This window comes from Jatrophihabitans sp., assembly GCA_036389035.1.
In the GTDB taxonomy this organism is placed as follows: Bacteria; Actinomycetota; Actinomycetes; order Mycobacteriales; family Jatrophihabitantaceae; genus Jatrophihabitans_A.
Genome location: DASVQQ010000025.1, coordinates 59,974 through 84,705, shown reverse-complemented (window position 1 = coordinate 84,705; position 24,732 = coordinate 59,974). Strand labels below are relative to the sequence as shown.

The 24,732-nt window shown below is 68.5% G+C and carries 22 protein-coding genes; 17 read left to right on the top strand and 5 right to left on the bottom strand.

The window, feature by feature from the left end; translation table 11 throughout:
* Positions 1-167 precede the first annotated feature (167 nt).
* The gene (locus VF557_14995) at positions 168-1,007 is read right to left on the bottom strand and encodes an SDR family oxidoreductase (GenBank protein ID HEX8081516.1); all 840 of its coding nucleotides are present in this window, start codon (positions 1,005-1,007) and stop codon (positions 168-170) included.
* A 354-nt stretch (positions 1,008-1,361) separates the two neighbouring features.
* Between VF557_14995 and VF557_14990 the strand changes: the two genes are divergently transcribed.
* A complete protein-coding gene (locus tag VF557_14990; GenBank protein ID HEX8081515.1) occupies positions 1,362-2,213 on the top strand; it encodes an MBL fold metallo-hydrolase in 852 nt (283 codons plus the stop codon).
* Here VF557_14990 and VF557_14985 read toward each other — a convergent pair.
* The gene (locus VF557_14985) at positions 2,210-3,880 is read right to left on the bottom strand and encodes an NAD(P)/FAD-dependent oxidoreductase (GenBank protein HEX8081514.1); all 1,671 of its coding nucleotides are present in this window, start codon (positions 3,878-3,880) and stop codon (positions 2,210-2,212) included. The genes VF557_14990 and VF557_14985 overlap by 4 nt on opposite strands.
* A gap of 165 nt (positions 3,881-4,045) precedes the next feature.
* Between VF557_14985 and VF557_14980 the strand changes: the two genes are divergently transcribed.
* From VF557_14980 to VF557_14965, 4 genes are all read left to right on the top strand, one after another.
* Positions 4,046-5,230: a zinc-dependent alcohol dehydrogenase gene (locus tag VF557_14980; protein ID HEX8081513.1), complete on the top strand. Its 1,185-nt coding sequence runs from the start codon at positions 4,046-4,048 to the stop codon at positions 5,228-5,230.
* Positions 5,227-6,141 (top strand): SDR family NAD(P)-dependent oxidoreductase, encoded by a 915-nt coding sequence (locus tag VF557_14975; protein HEX8081512.1) that lies wholly within the window; start codon positions 5,227-5,229, stop codon positions 6,139-6,141. Before VF557_14980 ends, VF557_14975 begins: the two co-directional genes overlap by 4 nt.
* A gap of 123 nt (positions 6,142-6,264) precedes the next feature.
* Positions 6,265-7,677: a PAS domain S-box protein gene (locus VF557_14970; GenBank protein ID HEX8081511.1), complete on the top strand. Its 1,413-nt coding sequence runs from the start codon at positions 6,265-6,267 to the stop codon at positions 7,675-7,677.
* Between the two features lie 99 nt (positions 7,678-7,776).
* Complete coding sequence (locus tag VF557_14965) at positions 7,777-8,244, top strand: hypothetical protein (protein ID HEX8081510.1); 468 nt, start codon at positions 7,777-7,779, stop codon at positions 8,242-8,244.
* Here the strand turns inward: VF557_14965 and VF557_14960 are convergent.
* Positions 8,232-9,581 carry a hypothetical protein gene (locus tag VF557_14960; GenBank protein ID HEX8081509.1) on the bottom strand — a complete coding sequence of 450 codons (1,350 nt, stop codon included), beginning with the start codon at positions 9,579-9,581 and terminating at the stop codon, positions 8,232-8,234. The genes VF557_14965 and VF557_14960 overlap by 13 nt on opposite strands.
* Positions 9,582-9,634: 53 nt before the next feature.
* A complete protein-coding gene (locus VF557_14955) occupies positions 9,635-11,017 on the bottom strand; it encodes an MFS transporter (GenBank protein HEX8081508.1) in 1,383 nt (460 codons plus the stop codon).
* Between the two features lie 222 nt (positions 11,018-11,239).
* Here VF557_14955 and VF557_14950 point away from each other — a divergent pair, with 222 nt between their 5' ends.
* The 7 genes from VF557_14950 (at position 11,240) to VF557_14920 (ending at position 18,901) form a co-directional block, all read left to right on the top strand.
* Positions 11,240-11,614 (top strand): hypothetical protein, encoded by a 375-nt coding sequence (locus VF557_14950; GenBank protein HEX8081507.1) that lies wholly within the window; start codon positions 11,240-11,242, stop codon positions 11,612-11,614.
* Between the two features lie 437 nt (positions 11,615-12,051).
* Positions 12,052-12,999 carry a hypothetical protein gene (locus VF557_14945; GenBank protein ID HEX8081506.1) on the top strand — a complete coding sequence of 316 codons (948 nt, stop codon included), beginning with the start codon at positions 12,052-12,054 and terminating at the stop codon, positions 12,997-12,999.
* A gap of 538 nt (positions 13,000-13,537) precedes the next feature.
* Positions 13,538-14,836, top strand: a complete 1,299-nt coding sequence (locus tag VF557_14940) for a SidA/IucD/PvdA family monooxygenase (GenBank protein HEX8081505.1) — start codon at positions 13,538-13,540, stop codon at positions 14,834-14,836.
* A gap of 48 nt (positions 14,837-14,884) precedes the next feature.
* The gene (locus tag VF557_14935; protein ID HEX8081504.1) at positions 14,885-15,247 is read left to right on the top strand and encodes a cupin domain-containing protein; all 363 of its coding nucleotides are present in this window, start codon (positions 14,885-14,887) and stop codon (positions 15,245-15,247) included.
* A 30-nt stretch (positions 15,248-15,277) separates the two neighbouring features.
* A complete protein-coding gene (locus VF557_14930) occupies positions 15,278-16,600 on the top strand; it encodes an ATP-grasp domain-containing protein (protein HEX8081503.1) in 1,323 nt (440 codons plus the stop codon).
* A gap of 10 nt (positions 16,601-16,610) precedes the next feature.
* Positions 16,611-17,534: a hypothetical protein gene (locus VF557_14925; protein HEX8081502.1), complete on the top strand. Its 924-nt coding sequence runs from the start codon at positions 16,611-16,613 to the stop codon at positions 17,532-17,534.
* Positions 17,531-18,901, top strand: coding sequence for a class I tRNA ligase family protein (locus tag VF557_14920; GenBank protein ID HEX8081501.1), 1,371 nt, complete (start codon positions 17,531-17,533; stop codon positions 18,899-18,901). The genes VF557_14925 and VF557_14920 overlap by 4 nt, the downstream gene beginning before the upstream one ends.
* Positions 18,902-18,979: 78 nt before the next feature.
* Here the strand turns inward: VF557_14920 and VF557_14915 are convergent, their stop codons facing one another.
* Positions 18,980-19,171: a hypothetical protein gene (locus VF557_14915; protein HEX8081500.1), complete on the bottom strand. Its 192-nt coding sequence runs from the start codon at positions 19,169-19,171 to the stop codon at positions 18,980-18,982.
* On the opposite strand from VF557_14915, the gene VF557_14910 reads away from it, so the two are divergent.
* The 5 genes from VF557_14910 to VF557_14890 are packed head-to-tail and all read left to right on the top strand — an operon-like array spanning position 19,164 to position 24,730.
* Entirely contained in the window at positions 19,164-19,877 is a 714-nt protein-coding gene (locus VF557_14910) for a class I SAM-dependent methyltransferase (GenBank protein ID HEX8081499.1), read from the top strand. The two genes, VF557_14915 and VF557_14910, sit on opposite strands and share 8 nt — an antisense overlap.
* A gap of 48 nt (positions 19,878-19,925) precedes the next feature.
* Positions 19,926-20,936 (top strand): hypothetical protein, encoded by a 1,011-nt coding sequence (locus VF557_14905; GenBank protein HEX8081498.1) that lies wholly within the window; start codon positions 19,926-19,928, stop codon positions 20,934-20,936.
* Positions 20,933-22,006, top strand: coding sequence for a cysteine synthase family protein (locus VF557_14900; GenBank protein HEX8081497.1), 1,074 nt, complete (start codon positions 20,933-20,935; stop codon positions 22,004-22,006). Before VF557_14905 ends, VF557_14900 begins: the two co-directional genes overlap by 4 nt.
* Positions 22,007-22,031: 25 nt before the next feature.
* The gene (gene argH, locus VF557_14895) at positions 22,032-23,495 is read left to right on the top strand and encodes an argininosuccinate lyase (protein HEX8081496.1); all 1,464 of its coding nucleotides are present in this window, start codon (positions 22,032-22,034) and stop codon (positions 23,493-23,495) included.
* On the top strand, positions 23,492-24,730 hold the full coding sequence (locus tag VF557_14890) for an ATP-grasp domain-containing protein (protein ID HEX8081495.1): 1,239 nt from the start codon (positions 23,492-23,494) through the stop codon (positions 24,728-24,730). The genes argH and VF557_14890 overlap by 4 nt, the downstream gene beginning before the upstream one ends.
* Positions 24,731-24,732: the final 2 nt, after the last annotated feature.

The following is a 24,732-nucleotide window of genomic DNA, read 5'->3' as shown; positions in this document are numbered from 1 at the left end:
CCTCGGCCCACGACCTGGGCGGGCAGCTGGTGGCTCAGCTAGGCACAGGCGATTACGCACCTGGCACCATCGACGCTAGGCGCTGGGGCCCGGCGTCCGCAACTGTTCGCCGGCTTCGGACATTATCCAACCTGGGCCACACATCCGGTGGCCCAGGCCGGACCGGGCTACAGGATGGGGTTGCCGCCGGTGACCGCGATCCGGGCGCCGGAGACGTAGCTGCCCTCGTCCGAGGCCAGCAGGACGTAGACGGGCGCCAACTCGACCGGCTGCCCGGCGCGGCCCAGAGGCACCTGGCTGCCGAACTGGCTCACCTTCTCAGGCGGCATGGTGGCCGGGATCAACGGCGTCCAGACCGGTCCGGGCGCCACGCTGTTGGCCCGGATGCCCCGCTCACCCAGCAGCTGGGCGAGGCTGGCGCAGAAGTTCGCGATCGCCGCCTTGGTGGCCGCGTACGGCGCCAGCGTCGGCGAGGGCATGTCGGAGTTCACCGACGAGCTGCCGATGATGCTGGAGCCCGGCTTCATGTGCGGCACGGCCGCCTTGCACAGGTGGAACATCGCCGAGACGTTGGTGGCGAAGGTGTAGTCCCATTCGTCGTCCGGGATCTCCTCCAGCGTCTCATGCGTCATCTGGAAGGCGGCATTGCTGACCAGCACATCGATTCGGCCGAACTCGCTCATCGCCTTGGCGATGATGTCGCGGCAGTGCTGCGGCTGGGACAGATCCCCCTTCATCAGGACGGCCTTGCGACCCGCCTCCTCGACGAAGTGGGCGGTCTCCTTGGCATCGGAGTCCTCGCTCAGGTAGGAGATGAGGACGTCGGCGCCCTCGCGGGCGTAGGCGATGGCCACCGCGCGGCCGATCCCGCTGTCGGCGCCGGTGATCACGGCCGCCTTGCCGGTGAGGCGGCCGGAGCCGCGGTAGCTTTCCTCCCCGCAATCGGGCCGCGGGGTCATCTCCGACTGGACGCCTGGGGTTTCTTGCTGCTGCTCGGGCTGGTTCATCGGGAGTTTCCTCTTTCGTTGATGAAGGATCTTTGGAACGTGGCCGGGTATGACGTCACTGGCGCGATTAGCTGTCACTCGCAGCCCCGGACCCAGCACAGCTCGCCGGGCGCGACGGACCCGCCGTGCGAAGCTGGCGTGCCACCGGTGGATGGGGGCGTCACCGGCCGTGGCCAGGACGACTCAAGGGCTGCTGTCCAGCCGAAATTCGACCATAGCACCGGCCGGCGACTCCGAGGACGGACGATCGGCGGTGGACGCTGGATAGCGCGGCCGGGTAGCTTCGAAACCGGTTGGACCCGCAGCTGTCCCTCAGCACACCCCTCAAGGCGTGCCGGATCCGATCGAGGCGCGATGACCGACCCGTTACCCGCCGGCGCGGCCGCTGCCGTCTCCGGAACCGCCGGCTCGCTGCTGTTCATCGGCACCGCCACCACGCTGATCCGCTATGGCGAGCTCACGCTGCTCACCGACCCGAACTTCCTGCATCAGGGCCAGCGGGCCTACCTGGGCTACGGGCTGACCGCCAAACGGCTGACCGCACCCGCGCTGACTCCTGAGCAGTTGCCGGAGCTGGACCTCATCGTGCTGTCGCACCTGCACGGTGACCACTGGGATCGGCAGGCTCAGCGGGGCCTGGACCGCCAGCTGCCCGTCATCACCACGCCGCACGCCTCCAAGCGATTGCAGTTGCGCGGCTTCACCCGCGCCACCGGCCTGCGCACCTGGGGCAGTACCGAGTTGGTCAAGGGCGACACCCGGTTGCGCGTCACCTCGATGCCCGGCCGGCACGCGCCCGGGCTGCTGCGGCGGGTGCTGCCGCCGGTGATGGGCAGCCTGCTGGAGTTTGGCTCGCTGTCGCGACCGGTCGAGCTGCGGATGTACCTGACCGGCGACACCCTGTTCGTCGATGACCTGCGTGAGATACCGGTGCGCTACCCGGCCATCGACGCCGCGGTGCTGCACCTGGGGGGCACCACGTTGCCGGGCGGCCTGATGGTCACCATGGACGCCATCCAGGGAGCGGACCTGCTGGAGCTGATCAAGCCCGGCCTGGCGATCCCGGTGCACTACGACGACTACCGGCTGTTCAAGTCACCGCTGGCCGACTTTCGCGCCGAGGTCAACCGGCGCGGACTCGGGGGCCTGGTGCGCTACGTCGAGCGCGGTGAGACCGTGACGTTGACCGGCCCGGCCGCCGGTTAGACCCGGCTGGTCAGCGAGCGCCGCTGGTCGCCGGCGCCGCGGTAGAGCCGGTTCATCAGCAGCTGCGAGGCCTTGCGCCGGCCGCCGCCGAGCAGGCCGTCGCGGGCCAGCGCGGCCCGGGCGGCGTTGGAGCCGGGGCCGCCGTGCACGCCACCGCCCGGGTGGGCCGACGAGCCGCTGAGGAACAGCCGGTCGACCGGGGTGCTGGCGCCGCCCATGCCCGGCACCGGCCGGAACACCAGCTGCTGGTGCAACTGCGCCGTGCCGCCGTTGACCGCGCCGTGCACCAGCGAGGGATTGGCCTGCTCCAGCCGTCCGGGTGACTGGACGTAGCGGCCCAGGATCAGCCCGGCGAACCCCGGCGCGTGCCGCTCGACGCACGCCTCGACCCGCTCGACATGCTCGGCGATGACCTCGTCGCTGAAGTCCACGCCGGCCGGCAGGTGGGTGTAGGCCCAAGCCGATTCGGTGCCCTCGGGGGAGCGGCTCGGATCGGCGGTGGTCATCTGGCCGAACAGCACGAACGGCTGCCGGGGCACCTGCCGGGTGGCCAGGTCCGCGGCGTACCGGGTGAGGCCGTCCAGGTCGACGCCCAGGTGGACGGTCCCGGCGCCCCGGGCGCCAGCCGCCGTCCATCCCACCTTGGACCGCAACGCCCAGTCGATCTTGACGGTGGGGCTGTCCCACTGGAAGTTGTCGAGGTCGGCGACGAAGCCGGCCGGCAGGTGCCGCTCGCCCACCAGTGATCGGTACAGGGTCGGAGCCGGCACGTCGGCCAGCACCGCGCGCCGGGCCCGGATCCGCTCGCCGGTGGCCAGCCGGACGCCGACCGCGACGCCGGCCTGCACCTCGATCGATTCCACCGGGCTGGCCAGCCGGACGGCCCCGCCGCGGGCCGCGAGCCGGGCCGCCATCGACTCGGTCAGCTTGCCGGCGCCTCCGATCGGAACCGGAAACCCGTAGCTCTGCCCCAGCATCGCCAGCAGCCAGCCGTAGATGGCGCTGCCGGCGCCCTCAGGCGGCAGGTCGGCGTGCAGGGCGTTGCCCGCCAGCAGGATCGGCGCGCCCGCTCCACCGAAGCGCTCCTCACCCAGCCGGCGGACCGGCAGCAGCGCGAGCCTGGCCATCCGCAGCGCCTCCGCACTGCCCAGCCCCGCCAGCAACCGGCAGGCCGGGCCGAGTGCGGGTAACGGGGTGAACAGGGCGTCGATCAGCGGTTGCCGGATGCGCTCCCACTGCTGGGCCATCGCCTGCCAGGCGGCCCCGTCACCGGCCGCGAACTCCTCGACCGACGCCGCGGTCTGGTCCAGGTCGCGGGACAGCACCGCGCACCGGTCGTCGGGAAAGACGTGGGCCAGCACGCTGGGCGAGTGCGTCCAGTGCAGGCCGTACCGGTCCAGCGCCAGCTCTCGCAGCACCGGCGAAGCCGCTGACAGCGGGTAGAACGCGCTGAACAGGTCGGAAAGGTAGCCGGGGCTGGTCACCTCGGCCGACCTCACCGCGCCGCCCAGGTGCGGGGTCGCCTCGCAGACCACGACGTCCCAGCCCTGGTCTGCGAGCAGGTTCGCCGCCACCAGCCCGTTGTGGCCCGCGCCGATCACCACCGCGTCCGGAGCGTCGTCGGAGCGGGTTCCGGCTGAGCGCTGAGCCTGACTGGTGGGCCGCATGGACTCGACCGTACCGCGTGCCGGCGTGATTAACTGGCTGCATCCCGCTGAGCAGCAGCGAGCACCGTGCCCTACCGGCCGGAGGCTGCCCGCTCGCCCGAGCTTCGCCGCTCGTCACCGCTGGCAAAGGGCTGCTTCCGTCGCCGCCAACGAGCAGGAGAAGTCGTGAAAGCCCTTACCTGGCAGGGAAATCAGAACGTTCAAGTGATCGACGTGCCCGATCCGCGGATCCTGGAGCCCACCGACGCGATCGTGCGGGTCACCTCGACGGCGATCTGCGGCTCGGACCTGCACCTGTACGGCGTGCTCGGCCCGTACCTCAAGGCGGGGGACGTGCTGGGCCACGAGGCGATGGGCATCGTCGAGGAGGTCGGCTCGGACATCAGCAACCTGGCGCCGGGGGACCGGGTGGTGGTGCCGTTCAACATCTCGTGCGGCTTCTGCTGGATGTGCTCGCGCGAGCTGTACTCCCAGTGCGAGACAACCCAGGTGCGGTCGCAGGGCAAGGGCGCCGCGCTGTTCGGCTACACCTCGCTGTACGGCTCGGTGCCCGGCGGCCAGGCCGAGTACCTGCGGGTTCCGCAGGCGCAGTTCGGTCCCATCAAGGTCCCGCACGGCACGCCGGACGAGCAGTTCCTGTTCCTGTCCGACATCCTGCCCACCGCATGGCAGGCAGTGGTCTATGCCGACGTGCAACCGGGCAGCACGGTGGCCGTGCTCGGGCTGGGGCCGGTCGGCCAGTTCGCGGTCCGGATCGCCAAACACCTCGGCGCGGAAAGGGTGATCGGGGTGGACACGGTTGCGGAGCGGTTGGCACTGGCCGTCCGCTACGGCGCCGAACCGCTGGACTTCGCCAAGGTGGACGACGTCGCCGAGAGCTTGATCGAGATGGTCTCGGGGCGCGGCCCGGACGCGGTGATCGACGCGGTGGGAATGGAGGCGCACGGCAACCGGCCGGTCGCGCTGGCGCAGAAGGTCACCGGGCTGCTGCCCGACGCCATCGCCCAGCGGATCACCGACAAGTTCGCGGTGGACCGGATGGATGCCCTGCATGCCGCGCTGAAGGGCGTCCGGCGCGGTGGCACGGTGTCGATCAGCGGTGTCTACGGCGGCGAGGTGGACCCGATGCCGATGATGGAGATGTTCGACCGGCAGGTCCAGGTGCGGATGGGCCAGGCGAACGTGCGTCGCTGGAGCGATCAGGCGCTGGCGGCGGCGATGGATCCCCAGGATCCACTGGGCGTTCTCGACCTGGTCACCCACCGGCTGCCGCTGGCCGAGGCGCCCTCGGCCTATGAGATGTTCCGCAACAAGGACGACGGCTGCATCAAGGTGGTGCTGAAGCCGTGACAGCTGGTTCCTCCGGTCCGGAAATCGTGGTGGTGACCGGTGCCTCCAGCGGCATCGGGCTGTCCACCGCCCGGGCGTTCGCGGCTCGCGGCGCCCAACTGGTGCTTGCCTCGCGCAGCGCCGACCGGCTGGCCGTGGTGGCCGCGCAGTGCCTGGCAGACGGCGCGGCCGGCGCCCAGGTGGTGGTCACCGACGTCGTGCAGGAGCGGTCGGCGCAGAACCTGATCGACACCGCGGTCGCGACGCACGGCCGGGTGGACGTGGTGGTGCACTCCGCCACGGTGATGGCCTACGGCACCATCGAGGAGCTACCCTCCGAGATCTTCACCGCGGTGGTGGACACCGCCATTCAGGGCACCTTCTTCGTGGCCCGCGCGACGCTGGCGGCGTTCCGGTCCCAACACCGCGGCCACCTGGTGGTGGTGAACTCGCTGCTCGGCGCCATCGCCGCCCCGCAGATGGGGGCCTACGTGGTGGGCAAGTGGGGGCAGGCCGGGCTGCTTCGGGTGCTGCAGTTGGAGACCCGCGACGAACCGGAGATCCTGGTCAGCTCGGTGTCTCCAGGCGGCGTCAACACCCCGATCTACTCCCAGGCGGCCAACGTCACCGGCCGCTCGGCCCGCCCGCCGCTGCCGGTGGACTCGCCGGAGAAGGTCGCCCGGGCGGTGCTGAGCTGCGTGGACCGGCGCCGCGCCAGGGTCTCGGTCGGACCGGCGAATCCGCTGATCGTGGCGGGTTTCCGGTTGGCGCCCAGGATCTATGACGCGCTGGTGACACCGTTGCTGCACCTGGCCTCGCTGACCCGGCGTCCGCCGACGCAGCCCTCGACCGGCAACGTGCTGCAGCCGCTGCCCGACGGTGAGGCCGAGCACGGCCAGTGGCCCGGGGCGCTGGGCATTCCGCGCCACTGATCCGAGACATACCGCTGATTCAGCAGAGAAGTCCGCTTCCTCCCGAGTCAGCCGCGTATCGTTGTTGTGTCCTGATAACGCACCCTCGATACGAGCGCACAGCCACCCGGAGAAGGCATCCCCATGACAGAGGTTCCACCAGGGTTGCCTCAGCTGGCCGAGGACGCCTTGACGTTGCTGGGAGCGGCGGCCGTGGCGGTGTGGCGTTCCGACGGTGACGGCGTTCCGGACACTCTCGCGCTGGCCGGACGCAATGCCGCGGCGCTGGTCGTCGGCCCCGAGGGGTCGATGGAGTCCGCGCGGGCCCGGAGCCGCTGGCGCCGTCGCGAGCAGGCCGGCCCGGGTGAGCCGGAGACCCACCCGATCACCGGTCGCGCCGGTCAGCAGCTCGGCTGGTTGGGTTTCGAACGTGGGCCGGCCACCGGCTCCGGCCGGTCCGGTGAGACAGCGCTGCGGCTGGTGCTGGCCCATGCCGGGGCGCTGCTGGAAACCGCCGGGCTGGCAACCCGGCTGAGCGTTCAGGAGGAGAAGCTGGCCCAGCGCCTGGACCAGCTGCGGGCCGCCGACCAGGCACTGCGGATCGTCTTCGAGGAATCGGTGGTGGGCATGGCGATGATCAGCCTCGATCCGGAGGACGCCGGTCGCTACCTGCGGGTCAACGACGCGCTGTGCCGGCTCACCGGCTACCCCCGCGAGCAGTTGCTGGCCCGCCCGTTCGAGGAGCTGACCCTGCCCGAGGATCGTGGCCTGACCGCCTCGGCCATGCGCCGGGCGATGGCGGGCCGGCGCACGCCGTTCCGGGCCGAGAAGCGTTTCTATCGCGCCGATGGCAGCGTCTGCTGGGTGCGGGCCACCGCGACGCCGCTCTTCGACGACGACGACCGGCCCCTGTACGCGCTGGAGCAGGTCGAGGACCTGAGCCGGCGCGATGACCGCGAGGTCGAACTCGCCACCCGACTTGACCCGCTCACCGGACTGTTGAACTCGGCCGCGCTCGACCAGGGCCTGATCGAGACCGTGCAACGCGCGCACCGCACCGGCACCGGCTGCGCCGTCCTGCTCGCCGAACTCGACGGCTGGGACGAGCTGGTCGCCGGCCAGGACGAGCCCGGCGGGCTTGCCGATCAGCTGCAGCTGGCGCTGGCCCAGCGGTTGCAAACCACCCTGCGCGGCAGTGACGTGATCAGCAGGGTGGGCGCCAACCAGTTCGTCATCATCACCGAAGAGGTGGGCCCGGAACAGGTCCAGGCGGTGGCCCGGCGGCTGGAACAGGCCCTGGCCACCCCCGAGGCGATCGCCGGCCGGGAGTTCTCGATGTCGGCCAACCTGGGCCTGTCGGTGCTCACCGGTGACCCGGGCGACGACGCCGGTCAGAGCGCGACGCTGCTGGCCCAGGCACGAGCCGCGCTGGTGCAGGCCAGGGCCGCCGGCGGCGGCTCGCACGTGCTGTACCTCAGCGACGGCGCTCAGCCGGCGAGCATCACCTCTCGCACCCTGTACGCCCATCCGGAGTGGCAGGGCAGATCCCGACGGTGAGAAACCGGGCCGGCCTGGCAAAGGTCGGGCGATTGTGTTCAGCCCCGGGGTTGGACGGCCGATAGGAGTCCCGACGCCCCACAGGGAGGACCTGCCTTCATGCCGCGAGACTCGGCCCGGTCTCTTCGCGCCGCGGTGGTCGCGGTGGGTGCCCTGGGCGCGCTGTCCCTGTCGGTGCCCGCCTCGCTCTGGATGGCTCCCGGTGGGGTGTTCCCCGTCCTGCGACCGGTCGATCACAGCGTCCAGTTGCGTGGCCTCGACGGCGGGGGACGCCAGCTTTCCAGTCCGGCGCGGTTGCGACCCGGTTCCAGCACCGAGATCGTGGTGACCGGGTTCAGCGCCGCCGAGCCGGTCCTGCTGCGCCACTCGACAGGCGCGAGCGCCGTTCCCGGTGGCCGGGCCGATGAGCACGGTGTCTTTCGCTACCGTCTCACGGTGCCGATGACCATGTCCGGCACCCAGTCGTTGACGGTGCTCGGCAGCCCCGATCGGGCCGGCCGGCAGCTGGGCAACTCGCCACGGGCAGTGGTGTTCCAGTTCGTCGTCAGCGTCGATCAGGCCGGCTGAGCCGGAGGCCCGACCTCGGTGAAGCAGCAGGTCGCGGTGGCGCCGGTGCTCATGTTCACCGTGCCGTCAGGATCCCGGCTGCCGCGCACGAACATCCCGCCATAGCCTCGATGCGCCATGAAGGCGCCCCAGGTCAAGGTCCAGTCCTCCGTGCCCGAGTCGGTCGGGAACTTCTCGGCGACCGGGTGGATCCGCCGCTGCAGGATGAAAGACCGATCCATCGCCTCGGCCAGGCAGGCCCGCCAGTCAGCGGGCTGGGTCAGCCAGCCCGCGACGATCCCGATGCCGCCGTGCATCAGGGTCGGCTTGATGATCAGCTCGCGCTGGTTGGCCAGCGCGTAGTCGACGAGGTCGACGCTGGCCCCGGACACCGTCACCGGACCGGAGCGCACCATCCGGGTCCACGGCAGGATCCGATCCAGGATGGCCAGCGTCTCGGCGGGGTAGCGCTGCCGGTTCGCCTCGTCGGACAGCAGCGCCAGCGCCCCCTTGCTGCCGTACAGGTCGGCATCCATCGGCGAGAAGATGGTGACCTCACCACGCTCGGCGGCGCGCAGCACCGGTTCGATGAGGGCCGGGCCCGCCTCGTCGAGCAGGTCTTCCATCAGGAACAGCCGGTACACCACGTCGATCGCGACATCGTCGAGCCAGACCCGGCCCTCGGCATAGCGCAGCTGTCCGATGTGGCACGGATGAGCTTCGATGCCGAACCTGGCGTAGTCCTCGACGTTCCTGCGCAGCCGCGGTTCCAGGGTCTTGTAGCTCTCCGGCCAGTCGGCCAGCGCGACCGCCGGCGTGCTGCCGGTCGGCACCTTGCACTCGGTGAACAGCGTGTGCACCAGCTCCACCATCGGATCCACATAACCGAGCTGGTGCTCTCGGATGAAGTCGCCGATGAACGGCTGCCGCATCATCTCCCGGTTCAGGATCGCGCAGTCCAGGCCGCCGAGGGCCGCGCCCCAGTTGATCTCCAGCAGCCGGAAACCCGAGTCGTCGCGGTAGAAATCGGCTCGACCCATCCGCGAGGGGACGCTGCCGCTCCCGCGCAGGATGATGTCGGCCTGCGTCTCGGTGGCCCCGACCGCGCGGGCGAAGGCGGCCATGTCACCGCCGAACAGCCGGTCGGGCAGTCCGGTCAGCGCCACGTGCAGCTGCTCGAGGTCGCTGCTCAGCCGGCTGATGGCCGCATGGTCGAGAAAGGCCGGCCGGCTCAGCGAGCGGCCCATGAAACCGGTGTCGACGGTGCTGGGCCGGACACCGTCGAGGATCTCACCGGCCCGCACTGCACTGGCGGCAAAGCCGGACAGGTACTGCTCGGTCAGCGACGCGCCGCTCATGGTGGGTCCGTCCTGTTCGGATGGTGGCCGGGCTCGCAGCCCGGCGTGGCTGGTCACTTCTCACCGGCCAGCGGGGCCAGGTTCTTCGGGTTGGCCGGCTCGGCCGGCTCGGCCGGCTTGGTGAGCGCAACCGGCTTGGTGAGCGCAACCGGCTTGGTGAGCTCGACCGGCTCGATCGGCTCGGCGGCTCGGGCCGTCTCAGCCGCCGCCAGCCGGGCGGCGATGATGGCGTCAGGTTCACGCATGCCCAGCAGCGCCAGCCACAGCCCGAGGATGCTTGCCAGCGCACACCAGATCCAGAGCTGGGAGCCGACTGCCTGGTAGACCGCGACGCCCAGCGCCGGGCCGACCGCCGCGCCGAGGTTGAACATGGTTTGCATCGAGGCGATGTAGCGTCCGCGTAACTGGTCCGGCGCGACCCGGCCGGGATAGGAGGACATCGTCGGCCCGGCCGTGATCTCGGCGATCGTCCAGATCAGGGTGCCGGCCAGGAACACCCACAACCCCCACGGCAGCGCGTACATCAACTGGCCGACCGCCAGCAGCCCGAAGCCGATGCTGACGATCAACTTCAGCCGCAGTCGCTGGGTGACCTTGGTCAGCAGCAGCTCACAGGTGATCACGATGAATCCGTTCAGCGAGATCGCCACGCTGTACCAGAGCATGGCCAGGCCGGCGTCCTTCATCGCCAGGGGCAGCGTGCTGACGTACTGGATGTAGACGGTGACGTTGACGAAGGTGGCCAGCAGGAACAGGGCGTAGCGCCGGTCTGCCAGCACCGCCCGGTAGCCACTGGCCCGCCGGATGGCGGCGTCGGACTGGCGGGGATGCATGGGTCGCTTGGGCAGGGTCAGGAAGGCGATCACGGCGTACAGCACGGCGGTGATCGCATCGGCCCAGAACAGCGCCTCATAGGACACCGAGATCAGCAGCGCGCCCAGCAGCGGCGCGGCGGTGGTGCCGACATTGATGGCCAGCCGGTACACCGCGAAGATCATCACCTGCCGGTGCGGGGGAGTCAGCTCCGACAGCATCGCCGCGGCTGCCGGCCGGTAGAAGCGACTGACCAGGCCCACCAGCGTCACAGCGGTCAGCAGCACCGGGTAGTTGCGCACGTACAGCACCACGATCAGCAGCACGGCAGAGCCTGCCATCGAGGCGAAGGTCGCCGACCGCGGCCCGAGCCGGTCCGAGAAGGCCCCGCCCACCAGGACTCCCAGGAAGCAACCGGCGCCATAGCAGCCCAGGGCCACCCCGGCCTGCACCTGGCTGAAGCCGCGCTCGGTCAGGAACAGCACCAGGAACGTCTGGATGAACCCACCCAGCTGGTTGATCAGGACGCCGGCCAGCATCGCCCGGACCGGCACCGAGGACTCGCGCAGCGTGATCCACACGCCGGCGTCGTCCTTCGGCGCGGCCGCCTTGACACCGGTCATCTGATCGGCTCGCGCCACCGGCGCTGACCGGCCGCGGCGGCTGGTCGGCTGCGGAGGAAGGGGGCGCTCGACATCGGCAGCGGGGTCTCCTTGATGAGCAGCTAGCGGTTCGACGATCGAGAATGCGGTGTGATTACAGCAGATACAGTTCACGTCGAACAGCGCCAGCAGGCGTGCGGGTTGCTACTGTTCGACCCAACTGATGCCGGGGGAGGAAAGACCATGGCGGTCACCGCCGAGCAGGTTCGCCGGGTCGCGATGAGCCTGCCGCGCACCACCGAAGGCCTGGTGCGCGACCACGTCAAGTTCCGGGTTGGTCGGATCGTCTACGTCTCCCTGTCTCCCGATGAGTCCACGATGGGTTTCGGGTATCCCCGGGAACAGCGGGACGCGTTGATCGCGGCCGAGCCGGCGAAGTTCATGATGCCCCGCAAATCCGATCAGCGATACCAGTGGGTGGTGGCCCGGACCAGCGAGATCGGGCCGGTTGAGATGGCTGAACTGGTCCTGGACGCATGGTGCATAGTCGTGTCGAGGAAGGCCGCGACGGATTACCTGGCCACGCTACCCACCGATTGGCCCAGAACCTTCAGCTAGGTGACCCCCACGTCGGCCGCAGTCATCTTTTCTGGTGTCGTCCGGCGATCATTCTGCCGCTCCATCGGCTTCCTCGACGTGTGACGGTATAACGCGCACCCGTATTAAGTCGAGGGATTGACAATGCTTCGAGTGGGGTCCTAGCATCCGCGATGCCGACTAGCAGATTGTCGGCTGCGGCCCATCTGATTTCAAGATCGGAGGCGTTCAAGAAACGAGACCGAATTGCACGGTTTCGTATCTGACAGCGCTTGCGAAGGTAGTCGACACGTTTGCCGGTGCAATCATTTCTGCCCGTCGACGACATCGAAAATACGGGGAGTGCTGGCGTGGCCGTGCGGTCGCGTTCTTTTCCGTCACTTCAGCTATTTCTCGACGTTAATAGTGCCTGACTTGCCGGCTCAGAACCGCCAGAACTCCTCGAGAGGAAGATGTCCATGTCCATAGTCGGCAAACGATCTTTTAGATTAGCCGCATCGGTGATCGCCATGGGAGCGGTCGCGTTCGCCAGCCCGGCCACCGCGTCCACCGTTATCGGCGCCGAGCACGGCAAAGTAGTGATCCCGGCGTCGTGGGGTAAGAAAGCGCCGGTCATAGATGTCAACATCACCAGCGCCGGGTTCGACCTGCCGGATGCGGTGCATGCGGGCTTCGTGACCTTCCGGGTCACCTCGCCTGATGCCGGGGGCCACGCGTTCGCGGGTCTTACGGTGAACGAGGGGTCCACGCTGGATCAGGTGATGTCCGACTTCCAGCTCGGCCTGTCTTCGGTGGCCGCGACGCGCGCTGAAGGCCATCGCAACCTGCTCGCCCACGCCACCCTGGTCGGCGGCGTGCTGACCACCCCGGAGACGGCGATCTCGATCACCATTCCGATGGAGGCCGGCACCTACTACTTCTTCGACCAGAACCAGATCGGTGCGCCCGGATCGGCGGCGCCACCCACGCACGAGCTGAAGGTGCACGGGAACGCGAAGTGGGAAGGCATGCCCGAGTTCAGCACGGTCATCGGCACGAGTGCGAGTGAGGGCCACCACGGCATGCCGGTCTTCCATGCGCCGGACAGCATGCCCGCCAGCGGCAGCACCTTGATCTACAACGACTCCGACCAGCTGCACGAGGCGCTCTGGCGCACGGTCAAGGAGGGCACCACCAACGCCGACCTCGACCTGTACTACTACCAGCTCAACAACAACCTGCCGCGCACGAACAATCCGTTCACAGGCCCGGTGCGTGGCGTGCAGGCCTTGTCACCCGGGCGGTTCGTGGTGGCGCAGATGGATCTGCCGCCGGGGTTGAACGCGCTGCTCTGCTTCGTTCCCGACAGCACCACCGGCGCCTCGCACTCCCGCATGGGTATGCGCCAGATCGTCAACCTGACCTGACCTGAGCAGGCTGATAGGGCATCTCGTTCGGCGCTAGGTGGTTCAGCAGCGAGCCAGTTCGCGCGATAGGCCCTGCGACGGGCGCCGCGGCAACCAGCCGCGGCGCCCGTCGCTGTCGTTTCACCCCGCCACTCCTCTGGTGAGGTCAATGCTGGTGGGCCGATTCTGGCGACGCGCCGGCGAATGCTGCAGTCAAAATGCGTGACCCGGTGTCACGTGATGGTGACTGGATTTCTAGGGCCCGAGCTACGAAGTGGGGCAGTCACAGGCAGCTGGGTGCCTGCGGCACGGGCGTCGAACTCTGTGCCAACGTGTGATTTGCCGATGGGGCATGATCTGGCATATGTGCGGATCGACAGGGCGCGGAATGCTAACTGGTTAAGCCTATTGACGAGCAAGATAGTAGGTGTATTGTCGCATCACCGCAGGCTGCCAGGCCTAAGCCCCAGGCTTCATTGGGAGGCTTTTCCGTCGATACGGATCCGCGCTTCGCAGTCGTGTCCGACTGTGAAACATTCAAGCAAGGGTGGTTATTGCGTTGGATCATCAAGAGGTCGAGCTTCTCGCGATTGGCGCCGGACCGTCCAACCTGGCTCTGGCGATAGCCATCGAAGAAATGGCTCCCGCCGACTTCGCCAGCAAGACGTTAATCATCGAGCAACATGAGAATATTGTCTGGCAGCGCGGAATGATGCTTCCCTGGACGCAGAGCCAGGTCTCGTTCCTCAAAGACCTTGTGACGATGCGCAATCCGTGCAGTCGGTTCTCCTTCGTGAATTTTCTGCACTCGACCGGCACGCTGCATGACTTCATCAACATGGCCAGCTTCCTGCCGTTCCGGCTGGAGATCTCCAACTACCTCCAGTGGGTCGCCCAGTCCCTGTCCAGGGTGCAGGTCCAGTACGGCCGCCGCTGCGAGACGATCGAAGCGATCAGGTCGAGCGATGACGTGATCACCGGGTGGTTGGTGCGACTCACCGACGGATCGGCGATCGCCGCCCGCAACCTGGTGATCGGCGTCGGCCGGGATGCCCATATCCCAGAGGCTTTCCGGGATCTGCCACGAGAGCGGGTCATCCACAGCACCGAGTACTCATCCCGGATCGCGCACCTGGATCCTGACGCGCCGCACCGGATCGCGGTGGTCGGCGCGGCGCAGAGCGCCGCCGAGATGCTGTGGGAGACGCACCAGCGGATGCCGGCTGCTGAATGCTCCATGATCATGCGATCGATCGGGCTGGACTACTACCAGACCAGCAAGTTCACCAACGAGAAATACTTTCCGTCCTTCACCGACTCCTTCTATGCGGCCCGCCCGGAGGCGCGGCAGCGGGTGCTGCAGGAGATGCGGCGCACCAACTACGCCGGCGTGACCCCCGAGCTGCTGAACACCATCTACCGCCAGATGTACCTCGAGCGGCTCACCGGGACGCAGCGGCTGCGCATGGTGACCGCCGTTGACGTCAACCACGCTCGGATGGACGGTGACGAGGTCGTGCTCGGCCTGGCCGATCGGATCGGCGAGTTGAACGACGAGCTGCGCTGCGACGTCGTGATGCTGGGAACCGGTTTCGAGCGCAGCCTGCCCGCGCTGGTGCGCCAGATCGCCGGTCTGGTCGGTGTCGAGCAGTTCCTGGTGAGCCGCTCGTACCGGATGATCATGCCGCCTGCGGTGACCGCGAACTGCTACCTGCAGGGGATCAATGAGGAGAGCCACGGGATCGCGGACTCGTTGATCAGCGTTCTCGCCATCCGCGCGGGCGAAATCGTCCACGACCTGCTCGCGAGCCGGCCTACGGAGCAGCCGCTGGCCAGTGCGGCCGCGGTCGCGGTCTGAATCGACCCCGTACCACCCAACCAACTCCCAACCCTCGCTGGAGCGTCCATGGAAATCCGTAGTCTCGACCGCGACAACCTGTGCGCCGAGTACGGGGTGCTGACCCAGCGGCTGCTGCCCTGGCCGCAGCTGAACACGCCGTTCGAAGGCGCCTGGGCGATTCTGGAACCAGGCGCGAGCACGACGCCGCACGCGCATCACGAGTTCGAGATCTTCATCGCCGCCTCCGGCACGGCGACGATCTCCTCCGACGGCAAGCTGAGCCCGTTCGTGGCCGGCGACACCGCCTACCTGCCGCCAGGTGAGACCCATCAGATCGTCAACGTCGGTGACGAGGACTTCAGGATGTACAGCGTGTGGTGGGACCCGCAGATGACCGAGCGCTACCAGTCCGTCATCTCCGCACGCTAGCGGCCGGTCGATGGCACCGAAGGAACGTCCATGAAACTCCTGGCAATCGAGGCGCAGCAATATGGCGCCTACTACCTGCCTCGCTACCGGCAGGTGGATGAGTACGGCGGCAATCTGCACCTGCTGCAGGGTGTCGGTGAGCCTGACTACTGGCCTGCTCCGCGCTACCGGGTGATTGACTCCGCCGAGGTCAAGGACATCGTGGCGGCAGCGCTCGACTGGCATGCCGAGCAGGACTTCGACGGTGTGCTGACCTTCAGCGAGTCCTCGGTGACGACCGTGGCGCTGGTCGCCGAAGCTCTCGGGCTGCCCAGCATCGGGCTGGAAGCAGCCCTGAACAGCCGCAACAAGCTGCGGATGCGGCAGGCCCACGAGCGTGGCGGAGTGCCGCACCCGCGATTCCGGTTCGTCACCGATCTGCAGGCGGCCTTGGACGCGGCAGCTGAATTCGGCTATCCGGTGGTGCTGAAGCCAACCCTGGGGGCAGCCAGTTTCTTCGTGTTCCGGGTCGACAGCCCCCAGGAGTTGGAACAGCGCTACCAGGACGCCGCCGAAGGCATCGATGGGATCGTGACCTACCAGTTGGAGCCCGAAGGAGTCGACTGCGGGCCGCACGGCCTGCTGGTCGAATCGTTCCTGGATGGTCGGGAATACCTGTTCGAGGCGGTGATCTGGGACGACGAGGTCTTTCTCGGTTCGATCGTCGACCGGGCCACCGTGGAGGGCGCGACCTTCGACGACGACGTCCACGTGGCGCCCACGACCCTGACCGGCGATCAACTCGCTGAGATCAAGCAGGTCATCACCGCCGCGGCGCTCGCCCATGGCCTGCACCGCAGCGTCATGCACGCCGAGATCCGGTTCCACCGCGACAAGCCCTATCTGGTGGAGATCGCGGTCCGGCCAGGGGGCGGTGGCCTGGACATGGTGGCGCGGGTGACCGCTGGCTACTGCCCGATCCTCGCCACCATGGACGTGGCTCGCGGTATCCGGCCGCAGGTGGGGGACTACCGCCCGACCGGGGTCCACATGATGGGCACCTGCCTGATCTGCCAGGCCGGCGAGCTGGAGTACGTCTCGGTCCCCGCGGAGGTCAGCGAGTCCGATCGGACGCTGCTGGCCCGGATCACCGCGCATCCGGGCGCGATCATCCAGCGCCCGCCGGACGGCAACAACATCCTGGGCTTCCTGGTGGTCACCGGCGACAGCGCGGACGAGGTCAAGCAGACCTTGGAGGACTACGCCTCCAAGATCGAGGTAAAGCTGGTCGGCCAACCGGCGACCATGACAGATACGCCGTGGAGCGACTCGAGAAGTCGAGACCTCGCGTCGAGCATCGCCCCGTCATCCTAGGAGGTTGCGCATGCGACACAACGATGTGCCGATGCAAACCAAGCGCTATCTGATGTGCCCGCCGACCTACTTCGACGTGACCTATCGGATCAATCCCTGGATGAACCCGAGCAAGCCCGTCGACACCGCGCTGGCCACAGCGCAGTGGGAGCGACTGACCGAGGTCTATCGGGATCTCGGTCACGTGGTCGAGCTGATCGAACCGGTCGAGGGGTTGCCCGACATGGTCTTCGCCGCCAACGGCGCGACAGTGCTGGACGGCCGGTTCCTGATCGCCAAGTACCGCTACTCCCAGCGCACCGCTGAGGCGCCGGCCTACCGGGACTGGTTGGTGGCCGATGGCCTCGTTCAGGTCGAGCAGCCCGAATACATCAACGAGGGCCAGGGGGATTACCTCTATGACGGCCAGCGGATGCTGGCCGGAACCGGCTTTCGGACCGATCGGCTGTCGCACGGCCAGGTGCAGGAGATCTTCGGTTGCCCGGTGGTGAGCCTGACGCTGGTAGATCCGCGGTTCTACCACCTCGACACCGCCTTGGCGGTGCTCGGCGCCGGCCAGGTGATGTACTTCCCGGCCGCCTTCTCGCCCGGCAGCCAACTGGTCCTGCGCAGGCTGTACCCCGGCGCGATTCACGCCGGTCTGGCCGACGCGCTGGCCTTCGGACTCAACGCGCTGTCCGACGGTTACAACGTAGTGCTGCCGCAGACGGCCACCGGGCTCATCCAGCTGCTGCGCGAACGGGGTTACAACCCCATCGGGGTGGATACCTCCGAGCTGCTCAAGGCCGGCGGGGCGGTCAAGTGCTGCACCCTTGAGCTCCTGGATGACCGTGTCCCGAGCTCTGATCTGGCGAGGCCGTCAAGCACCGCGCGGCTCGACATCGAACTCTCCCAGATGTCCACCCACTCTCTTGAACTGGAGTCGCCTCGATGACCGAGCGTTCCACCGGCATGACAGTCATCGTGATCCCCCAGCCGACCCTCAACGGGCCGCTGCACGTGGGGCACCTCTCCGGGCCCTTCCTGGCCGCCGACATAGCCTCGCGGGCGGCGCGCGGCCGCGGCGAGCGGGTGTTCGCCCTCGCCGGCGTGGACGTGCACCCGAACTTCGTGATGACCAAGGCGGAGAACCTCGGCGTCGATGTCCACGAGCTGGTCGCCGACTACCGCTCGCAGATCAAGGTCGCCTTCGAACTGGCCCGGATCGGCTACGACGTCTTTCTCGATCCCGAGCAACCGGCGTTCGAGCAAGCGATCAACTCCATGCTGAACCAGATGCTGGTCAACGGCAGCCTGGAGATGCGCGAGATGGTGCTGCACCAGTGTTCAGACTGCGGCCGGACACTGCATCACGCTTACGTGGTAGGCAAGTGCCCCAGCTGCGGCAGTGGCGCCAACGGGCTGTCCTGCGAGCCCTGCGGCGGATTCACCTCGGCCAGCACTCTCATCCACCCCAGCTGCGCCAGGTGCGGCGGTGATCCCAAGGCGATGGTGGCAGAAGTCGCGGTGTTACGCCTGGAGAATCACCGGGAGCAGCTGATCGCTGAGTGGACCCGGGCGGAACTGCCTGGCCGGGTCCGGTCGGTGATCGGCCAGTACCTCAACTCACCGCTACCGGACTACCCCGTCGCCTATCCCACCGATTGGGGTATCGAGGGCACCGGCGCGCTTTCTGGTTTACGGATCGACTTTCCCGCCGAGCTGGGCCTGAGCTACCTCTACGGTCCGGCCCATACCGTGAACCCGCAAGCCGACGGCCTCGCCGAGTGGGTGCGCACCTGGGAGGAGCAGTTCGACGGGCTCTGGCACTTCAACGGCATTGACAACGCCTTCTACTTCGCGGTCCTGTACCCGGCCATCTTCGCGGCGGCCGGGGTGGCCGAGCCCAAGATGCAGGGAGCCACGGTGAACGAGCTGTTCCTGCTGGAGGGCTTGAAGTTCTCCAGCAGTCGCAACCACGCACTGTGGGCCAATGAGTTCCTGGCGGCCGAAGACCCCGAGCTGGTAAGGCTGTTCCTGTCCTGGCACCGCCCGGATCGTTACGAGACGAACTTCACCGACGAAGCTTTCAGAGCCTTCAGCGAATACGTCCGGCCGTTGCTGGACGGGACGTTCACCGGCGCCGGCCTGCCTGCTGAGCTGGCGGCAGGTGAGTTGGAGAGAGCCGAGCAGTCCTTGCGACTGGCCAACTTCGACACCGCGCTAGCCCTGCGTTGCCTGCTGGGATCCCTGAGCGCCGGTCATGGCGCCGACTCGGTCGCGCTGGCCGCATTGACCGGACGTGACGGCACGGCCCGCTAGCCCGCGCCGCGCGGGTGGGTCGCGGCATAGCTAGTCACCTAGATATCACGGAAAGTAAAGGAGAAACCCACTCACAGATCATTTCGGGGCATTGCGGAAGAAGACCTTACCCTTGTAGCCTTCAACGACATCCCGCCGGTGATTTTCAGCCATTGGCAGTGGATTTCGAGCTTTCATCACAGTGATTGCTTCACCTTTTATTTCATGACGTTCACGGTGCGCTGTTCGCGGACCGCCGTCAGGCCAGCATTCGGGAGCTTCGGTGGACACAGACTCACTTTCTCGGGACGAAGCCGCCATTCCCCTGTGGAACGGCGCGTACGAGCCCGCGTTGAACGGGCACTCCAACCTGTGGGGTGATCCGCCGGTTCCCTATGCCGAGACCGCCGCGGCGCTGTTCAAGCAGAACTCTGCCTCGGTGATACTCGATCTGCCTTGCGGTGACGGGCGAAACCTGCCGCCACTGGCCGCCGGGGCTCCGATCCTGCTGGGCGGTGACACCTCGGCCAACGCGATGGCGATCGCCCGGACGGTGACCGACAAGGCCGGCGTCGGTGACAGGGTCGTGTTCGTCGAGGTCGACGCGTTCGCCACCGGATTTCTCGACGACTCGCTCGACGGCATCTTCTGCTGGGACCTGCTCGGGCACCTGACCAACCCCGAGGACGCGCTTCGCGAGCTCCACCGGGTACTGGCGCCGGGCGGCAGCCTGATCGCCAACATGTGGACGATGAACGACTGCCAGGTGTCGGATCCGAACATCCGCGAGATCGCTCCCAAGGAGTACATCGATCACTTCGACTTCTACTGCCGGTTCTTCGACGCCGACGACCTGACCAAGCTGCTGACCTCGGTCGGCATGAGCGCCGAGTCGGTCGAGGTCGCCAGCTGGTGGGAGCCACCGCATGTCGGGTACCGCGATTACGTCCACCAGCACGAGAGCCTGATCTTCAGGGTCACCAAGGCAGCGGTCTGACCGCATCGAGGGCGCTGGAGAAGGCTCCGGCGCGGGAAAGAGTGGTGGATGTCGGCACCTGTTCTCCAACGGTCACCGGCCGATGACCGCCAGCGTCAGCTGGCGAGCCTGGATGCCGGTGTCGGTCACGCGCCGGCCCATCATGGCGAGTTGCTGCAAGGCATGTTCTACGACGACGCCGGTGAGGTCCGCCGCGCGCTGGTGACGTTGCCGCAACCCGACCGGGGCACCCGGGCCGCGTTCTACCCCAGTTACAGCCACGCCGGAGTCCTCGGACCGCCCGAGCTGACCAAGGTCAGGCGGGCCGCGATGCTGACGCTCCGGCGGTTTGCCACCCACCCGGCGGCTGCCAAAGGGGGGCGGGTCGAGATCACCAGTGACGTCCCCCGTGGAATCGGAATGGGGTCCTCCACCAGTGACGTCACCGCCACCATCCGCGCGGTGGCCGACTTCCACGGAGTCGAGCTGTCCAAGGACGAGGTGGCGCGGCTCGCGGTGCTGGCCGAATGCGCCTCTGACTCCATCATGATCGATGACCGGGTGGTGCTGTTCGGCCATCGGGACGGCGTGGTGCTCGAGACTTTCGGTCACCGCCTGCCGCCGATGTTCGTGATCAGCTGCGACACCGAGCCGGGCGCCCGGGTCGACACCCTCCGGTTGCACCCGGCGGACTACGACGAGGCCGAGATCGCCGGCTTCGGGGTGCTGCGAGCGGCGCTGCGGCGCGCGGTGGCCCTGGGCGACACCGCGTTGCTGGGGCGGGTGGCGACGGCGAGCTCGCGCATCAACGAGCGTTACCTTCCCAAACCCCATCTGGAGTTCCTGCTGCGGCTGTGCCTGCGCCACGGCGGCTGCGGCATTCAGGTGGCGCACAGCGGCACCGTAGCCGGGCTGATCTTCGACGCCCTGCCTGCCGACGCCGAGAGCCGGCTGCGCCAGTGTGCCGCCGAACTCGAACTGAGCGCGGCCACCACCGGCATCTCGATCCTCGGCCTGATCGGGGTCTCGGCGACCCTGACCCACGGATCGAGCCTGAACATGGAGGTCCTGACCGGATGAGCATCCAGACCGCGTTCGAGGAGGCGACCGAGACTTATCAGGTGCCCCGGCTGATCCGGCTGGCTCCGAACCTGTACGGGGCCTGTTTCACCCTGATGAAGATGATTCCGGCCAGGTACATCCTGCGGCGGGCTGAGGCGCAGGGCCTGCTGGGTCCGGACACGGTCATCGTGGAGACGACCTCGGGCACCTTCGGGCTGGCCCTGGCCATGCAGGGCGTGCACATGAACCGCCGGGTGGTGCTGGTCAGCGACCCGGTGATCGACGAGCGGCTGTACCGGCGGCTGGTCGACCTGGGCGCGGTGGTGGACCGGGTGCCGGCCGCGGCCGGCGCCGTGCCCGGTGGCTATCAGGCCGCCAGGCTGGCCCGGCTCGCTGAGGTCAAGTCCGAGCACGAGTCGACCTTCTGCCCTGAGCAGTACTCCAATCCGGACAACCCCCGGTCCTATGCCACGGTGGCCGAGCTGTTCCTGGAGTGCCTGGGCCAGGTCGACTGCGTGGTCGGCCCGGTCGGCTCGGGCGGCTCGATGTGCGGCACGGTCAGCAACCTGCGAACCGTGCTGCCCGAGTGCCGCGCGATCGGTGTCGACACCCATTCCAGCGTGCTGTTCGGCCACGCCGACGGTCACCGCGAACTGCGCGGGCTGGGCATGAGCCTGATGCCGGCGAATCTGGATCACCGGGTCTTCGATCAGGTGCACTGGTGCTCGGCGACGGCGGCCTATGCCGCGACCCGGCAACTGCACCAGCAGCACGCCCTGTTCATGGGCCCGTCCGGTGGCGCTGCCTACCTCGCGGCCCGCTGGTGGGCCGCGGCCAACCCGAGCGCGCTCACCGTGGTGATGCTGCCCGATGAGGGTTATCGCTATCAGGACACGGTGTATGACGACAGCTGGCTGCGCAGCGCCGGTCACCTCGACGCCCCGGCGGCGGCCGAACCGGTGCGGGTGCAGGATCCGACCCGGCCCGCCGGCTCCTGGACGACCTTCGACTGGAACCGGCGCAGCTACGCCGAGGTGATGGCGGCCGCGGGGCAGGACGGTGCTCGCAGCGCCCAGGGCGCCCGGTGAACCGGAACGGGCGCCGGGGTCTGCCGTGAGCGGAACCGGTCGGCTGGTAGCCGAGATCTCACCGCGCACCCGGCAGGTGGTCTACGGCGAGCTGACGCCGGCCGAGGTGGCGGCCGAGCTCGAGCTGATGGTCCGGGTCGACCAGGCGCACCTGGCCATGCTCGCCGCCAGCGGGCTGATCTCACCGGCGGCGGCCGGCAGCCTGCTCAGCTGCATCGCCGAGCTGTCCGAGCAGGGATTCCAGCCGCTGTTCGGGCGGCCGGCGCCACGCGGTCTGTACCTGATGTATGAGGGATACCTCATCGACAAGCTCGGCCCCGACATCGGCGGCGTGCTGCATACCGGGCGTTCGCGCAACGATCTCAAGGCCTGCGTCACCACCCTGCGGTTGCGCGACTGGCTGCTGGACTTCGGCGAGCAGGCGGCCAGGGTGAAGGCAGGTCTGCTGTCGCGGGCCAGGGCCTACCGGTCGGTGGTGATGCCGATCTACACCCACTACCAGGCGGCGATGCCCGTCAGCTACGGCTATTACCTGCTGGGAGTGGCGCTGGCGGTCGAGCGCGATCTCGAGGCGCTGGCCCAGGCCGCGGCCGGACTGCGCAGCTGCCCGCTCGGCGCGGGCGCGGTCGCGGGCACCGACCTCGCGATCGACCCGGCCCTGACCGCCCGGCTGCTGGGCTTCAGTCGCGGCAACCCGCATGCGCTGGACGCGATCGCCAGCCGTGACGCCGCGCTGAGGATGCTCGGCGCGGTGAGCGGCCTGACGATCACCCTGAGCCGGCTGGCCAGTGACCTGCAGCTGTGGAGCACCGCAGAGTTCGGCTTCATCCAGTTTCCGGACCGGCTGGTCGGCGGCAGCTCGGCAATGCCGCAGAAGCGCAACGCGTTCCTGCTCGAGCACCTCAAGGCCAAGCCGGGTCAGGCGATCGGCGCCTGGACGGCGGCGGCCGGCATGATGGCCGGCGCCCCGTTCAGCAACTCCATCGAGGTCGGCACCGAGGCGATGGCCAGCATCTGGCAGGGATTGCGGGCCGGCGAGCAGGCGGTGCTGCTGAGCCAGGTGCTGATCAGCGGCGCCAGGCCGGTGCCCGAGCGGATGGCCGAGCGCGCCGAGAGCGGCTTCACGGCGGCGACGGCGATCGCGAATCGACTGGTGTCCCAAGGAATGCCATTTCGCAGCGCGCACCACCTGGTCGGTGACGCGGTGCGCCGGGCCGTCGAGGCGGGCTCCACCAAGCTGGCCGAGTTCGGGCCGCCCGGCTGGCTGGACGGCATCGGCCTGACCGACCTCGACCTGGGCGAGCTGGTCGCGTCACAGCGCTACGGCGGCGGCCCCGGTGACTTCGAGGCTCCGTTCGGCCAGGCGTGCGCGAGCTGGCAGAGCTACCGGCAGTGGCTGGGCGACTGGCGTCGAACGGTCGAGGAGTCGGCTGTCGAGCTGGACACGGCGGTGCGGTCCCTGCTGTCCCGGCCGGACGGCGCCGGATGACCGGCGGCTGGTTCGTGCTCGTCGAGAGCAACACCACCGGTTCCGGACGGCTGTTCTGCACGGTGGCGCGGGAACTGGGCATGCGGCCGGTGGTGCTGACCCGCGACCCGGACCGCTACCCCTACCTGAGCACGGACGACATCGAGTACCGGGTGCTCGACACCACCAGAATCGATGCGGTGCTCGGCGCCTGCGCGGACCTGGCGGGCGCGGTGTCGGCGGTGACCAGCAGCTCGGAGTACTCGGTGGCCACGGCCAGCGAGGCCGCCCGCGCACTGGGACTGCCGCACCCGGACCCGGCAGCGGTGCGAGCCTGCCGCGACAAGGCCGGCCAGCGACGCATCCTGCGGGCCGCGGGCCTGGCCGGTCCACGCTTCGCCGCCGCCCGCAGCTGTGCTGACGCTGTCGCCGCCGCTCACCGGATCGGCTTTCCGGTGGTGCTGAAACCGACCGCCGGCTCCGGCTCGGTGGGGGTGCGCCGCTGCGCCGATGCCGAGCAGGTTGAGGCCGCCGCGGCCGCGGTGCTCGACGCCGACCCGGCAACCCTCGGCCTGCCGCCGCAGTCAGAGGTGCTCATCGAGCAATACCTCGACGGCGCGGAGTTCTCGGTGGAGACGCTGGATGACCAGGTGGTCGGCGTGACCGGCAAGCATCTGGGTCCCGAGCCGTACTTCGTCGAGACCGGCCATGACTTTCCGGCCAGGCTGACCGCCGACCACCGGCGCCAGCTCAGTGAGGCGGCGGTGGCCGCGCTGCGCGCCCTCGGCCTGGGCTGGGGTCCGGCGCACACCGAACTGCGTTGGACCAGCGATGGAATCCGGATCATCGAGGTCAACCCGAGGCTGGCGGGCGGGATGATCCCGCGGATCGTCGAACTCGCCTGCGGCGTGGACCTGGTGCGGCACACGGTGGCCCGGGCAGCCGGCCTGCCGATGCCGGTGACGCCGGTGCGCTCGGGCGGGGCCTCGATCCGGTTCCTGTTGCCGGAGCAGGACGGGCGGCTCAGCCAGCTGGGCGGGCTGGCCGAGGCGAGCCGGCAGCCGGGGGTGCGCGACGTGGTCCTGACGGTCGAGCTCGGTCAGCAGCTCAGCGTCCGCAACTCGTTCAAGGACCGATTTGGCTACCTGATCAGCACCGGCGAGGATGGCTGGGTCTCGGCGGAGCGAGCCGAGCGCGCGATGGCGTTGATCGAGGTCGGGATCGTCCCTGCCTCGCTGGCCGGAAGAGGTATTTGACA

What these genes read in the sequence shown, in the direction of transcription:
- VF557_14950 (HEX8081507.1), top strand. Translation starts at nt 11,240, where the DNA reads ATGGCGGTCACCGCCGAGCAGGTTCGCCGGGTCGCGATGAGCCTGCCG.
- VF557_14985 (HEX8081514.1), bottom strand. Translation starts at nt 3,880, where the DNA reads ATGCGGCCCACCAGTCAGGCTCAGCGCTCAGCCGGAACCCGCTCCGAC.
- VF557_14890 (HEX8081495.1), top strand. Translation starts at nt 23,492, where the DNA reads ATGACCGGCGGCTGGTTCGTGCTCGTCGAGAGCAACACCACCGGTTCC.
- VF557_14900 (HEX8081497.1), top strand. Translation starts at nt 20,933, where the DNA reads ATGAGCATCCAGACCGCGTTCGAGGAGGCGACCGAGACTTATCAGGTG.
- VF557_14920 (HEX8081501.1), top strand. Translation starts at nt 17,531, where the DNA reads ATGACCGAGCGTTCCACCGGCATGACAGTCATCGTGATCCCCCAGCCG.
- VF557_14995 (HEX8081516.1), bottom strand. Translation starts at nt 1,007, where the DNA reads ATGAACCAGCCCGAGCAGCAGCAAGAAACCCCAGGCGTCCAGTCGGAG.
- VF557_14935 (HEX8081504.1), top strand. Translation starts at nt 14,885, where the DNA reads ATGGAAATCCGTAGTCTCGACCGCGACAACCTGTGCGCCGAGTACGGG.
- VF557_14905 (HEX8081498.1), top strand. Translation starts at nt 19,926, where the DNA reads ATGTCGGCACCTGTTCTCCAACGGTCACCGGCCGATGACCGCCAGCGT.
- VF557_14990 (HEX8081515.1), top strand. Translation starts at nt 1,362, where the DNA reads ATGACCGACCCGTTACCCGCCGGCGCGGCCGCTGCCGTCTCCGGAACC.
- VF557_14945 (HEX8081506.1), top strand. Translation starts at nt 12,052, where the DNA reads ATGTCCATAGTCGGCAAACGATCTTTTAGATTAGCCGCATCGGTGATC.
- VF557_14955 (HEX8081508.1), bottom strand. Translation starts at nt 11,017, where the DNA reads ATGACCGGTGTCAAGGCGGCCGCGCCGAAGGACGACGCCGGCGTGTGG.
- VF557_14930 (HEX8081503.1), top strand. Translation starts at nt 15,278, where the DNA reads ATGAAACTCCTGGCAATCGAGGCGCAGCAATATGGCGCCTACTACCTG.
- VF557_14970 (HEX8081511.1), top strand. Translation starts at nt 6,265, where the DNA reads ATGACAGAGGTTCCACCAGGGTTGCCTCAGCTGGCCGAGGACGCCTTG.
- VF557_14965 (HEX8081510.1), top strand. Translation starts at nt 7,777, where the DNA reads ATGCCGCGAGACTCGGCCCGGTCTCTTCGCGCCGCGGTGGTCGCGGTG.
- VF557_14960 (HEX8081509.1), bottom strand. Translation starts at nt 9,581, where the DNA reads ATGAGCGGCGCGTCGCTGACCGAGCAGTACCTGTCCGGCTTTGCCGCC.
- VF557_14925 (HEX8081502.1), top strand. Translation starts at nt 16,611, where the DNA reads ATGCGACACAACGATGTGCCGATGCAAACCAAGCGCTATCTGATGTGC.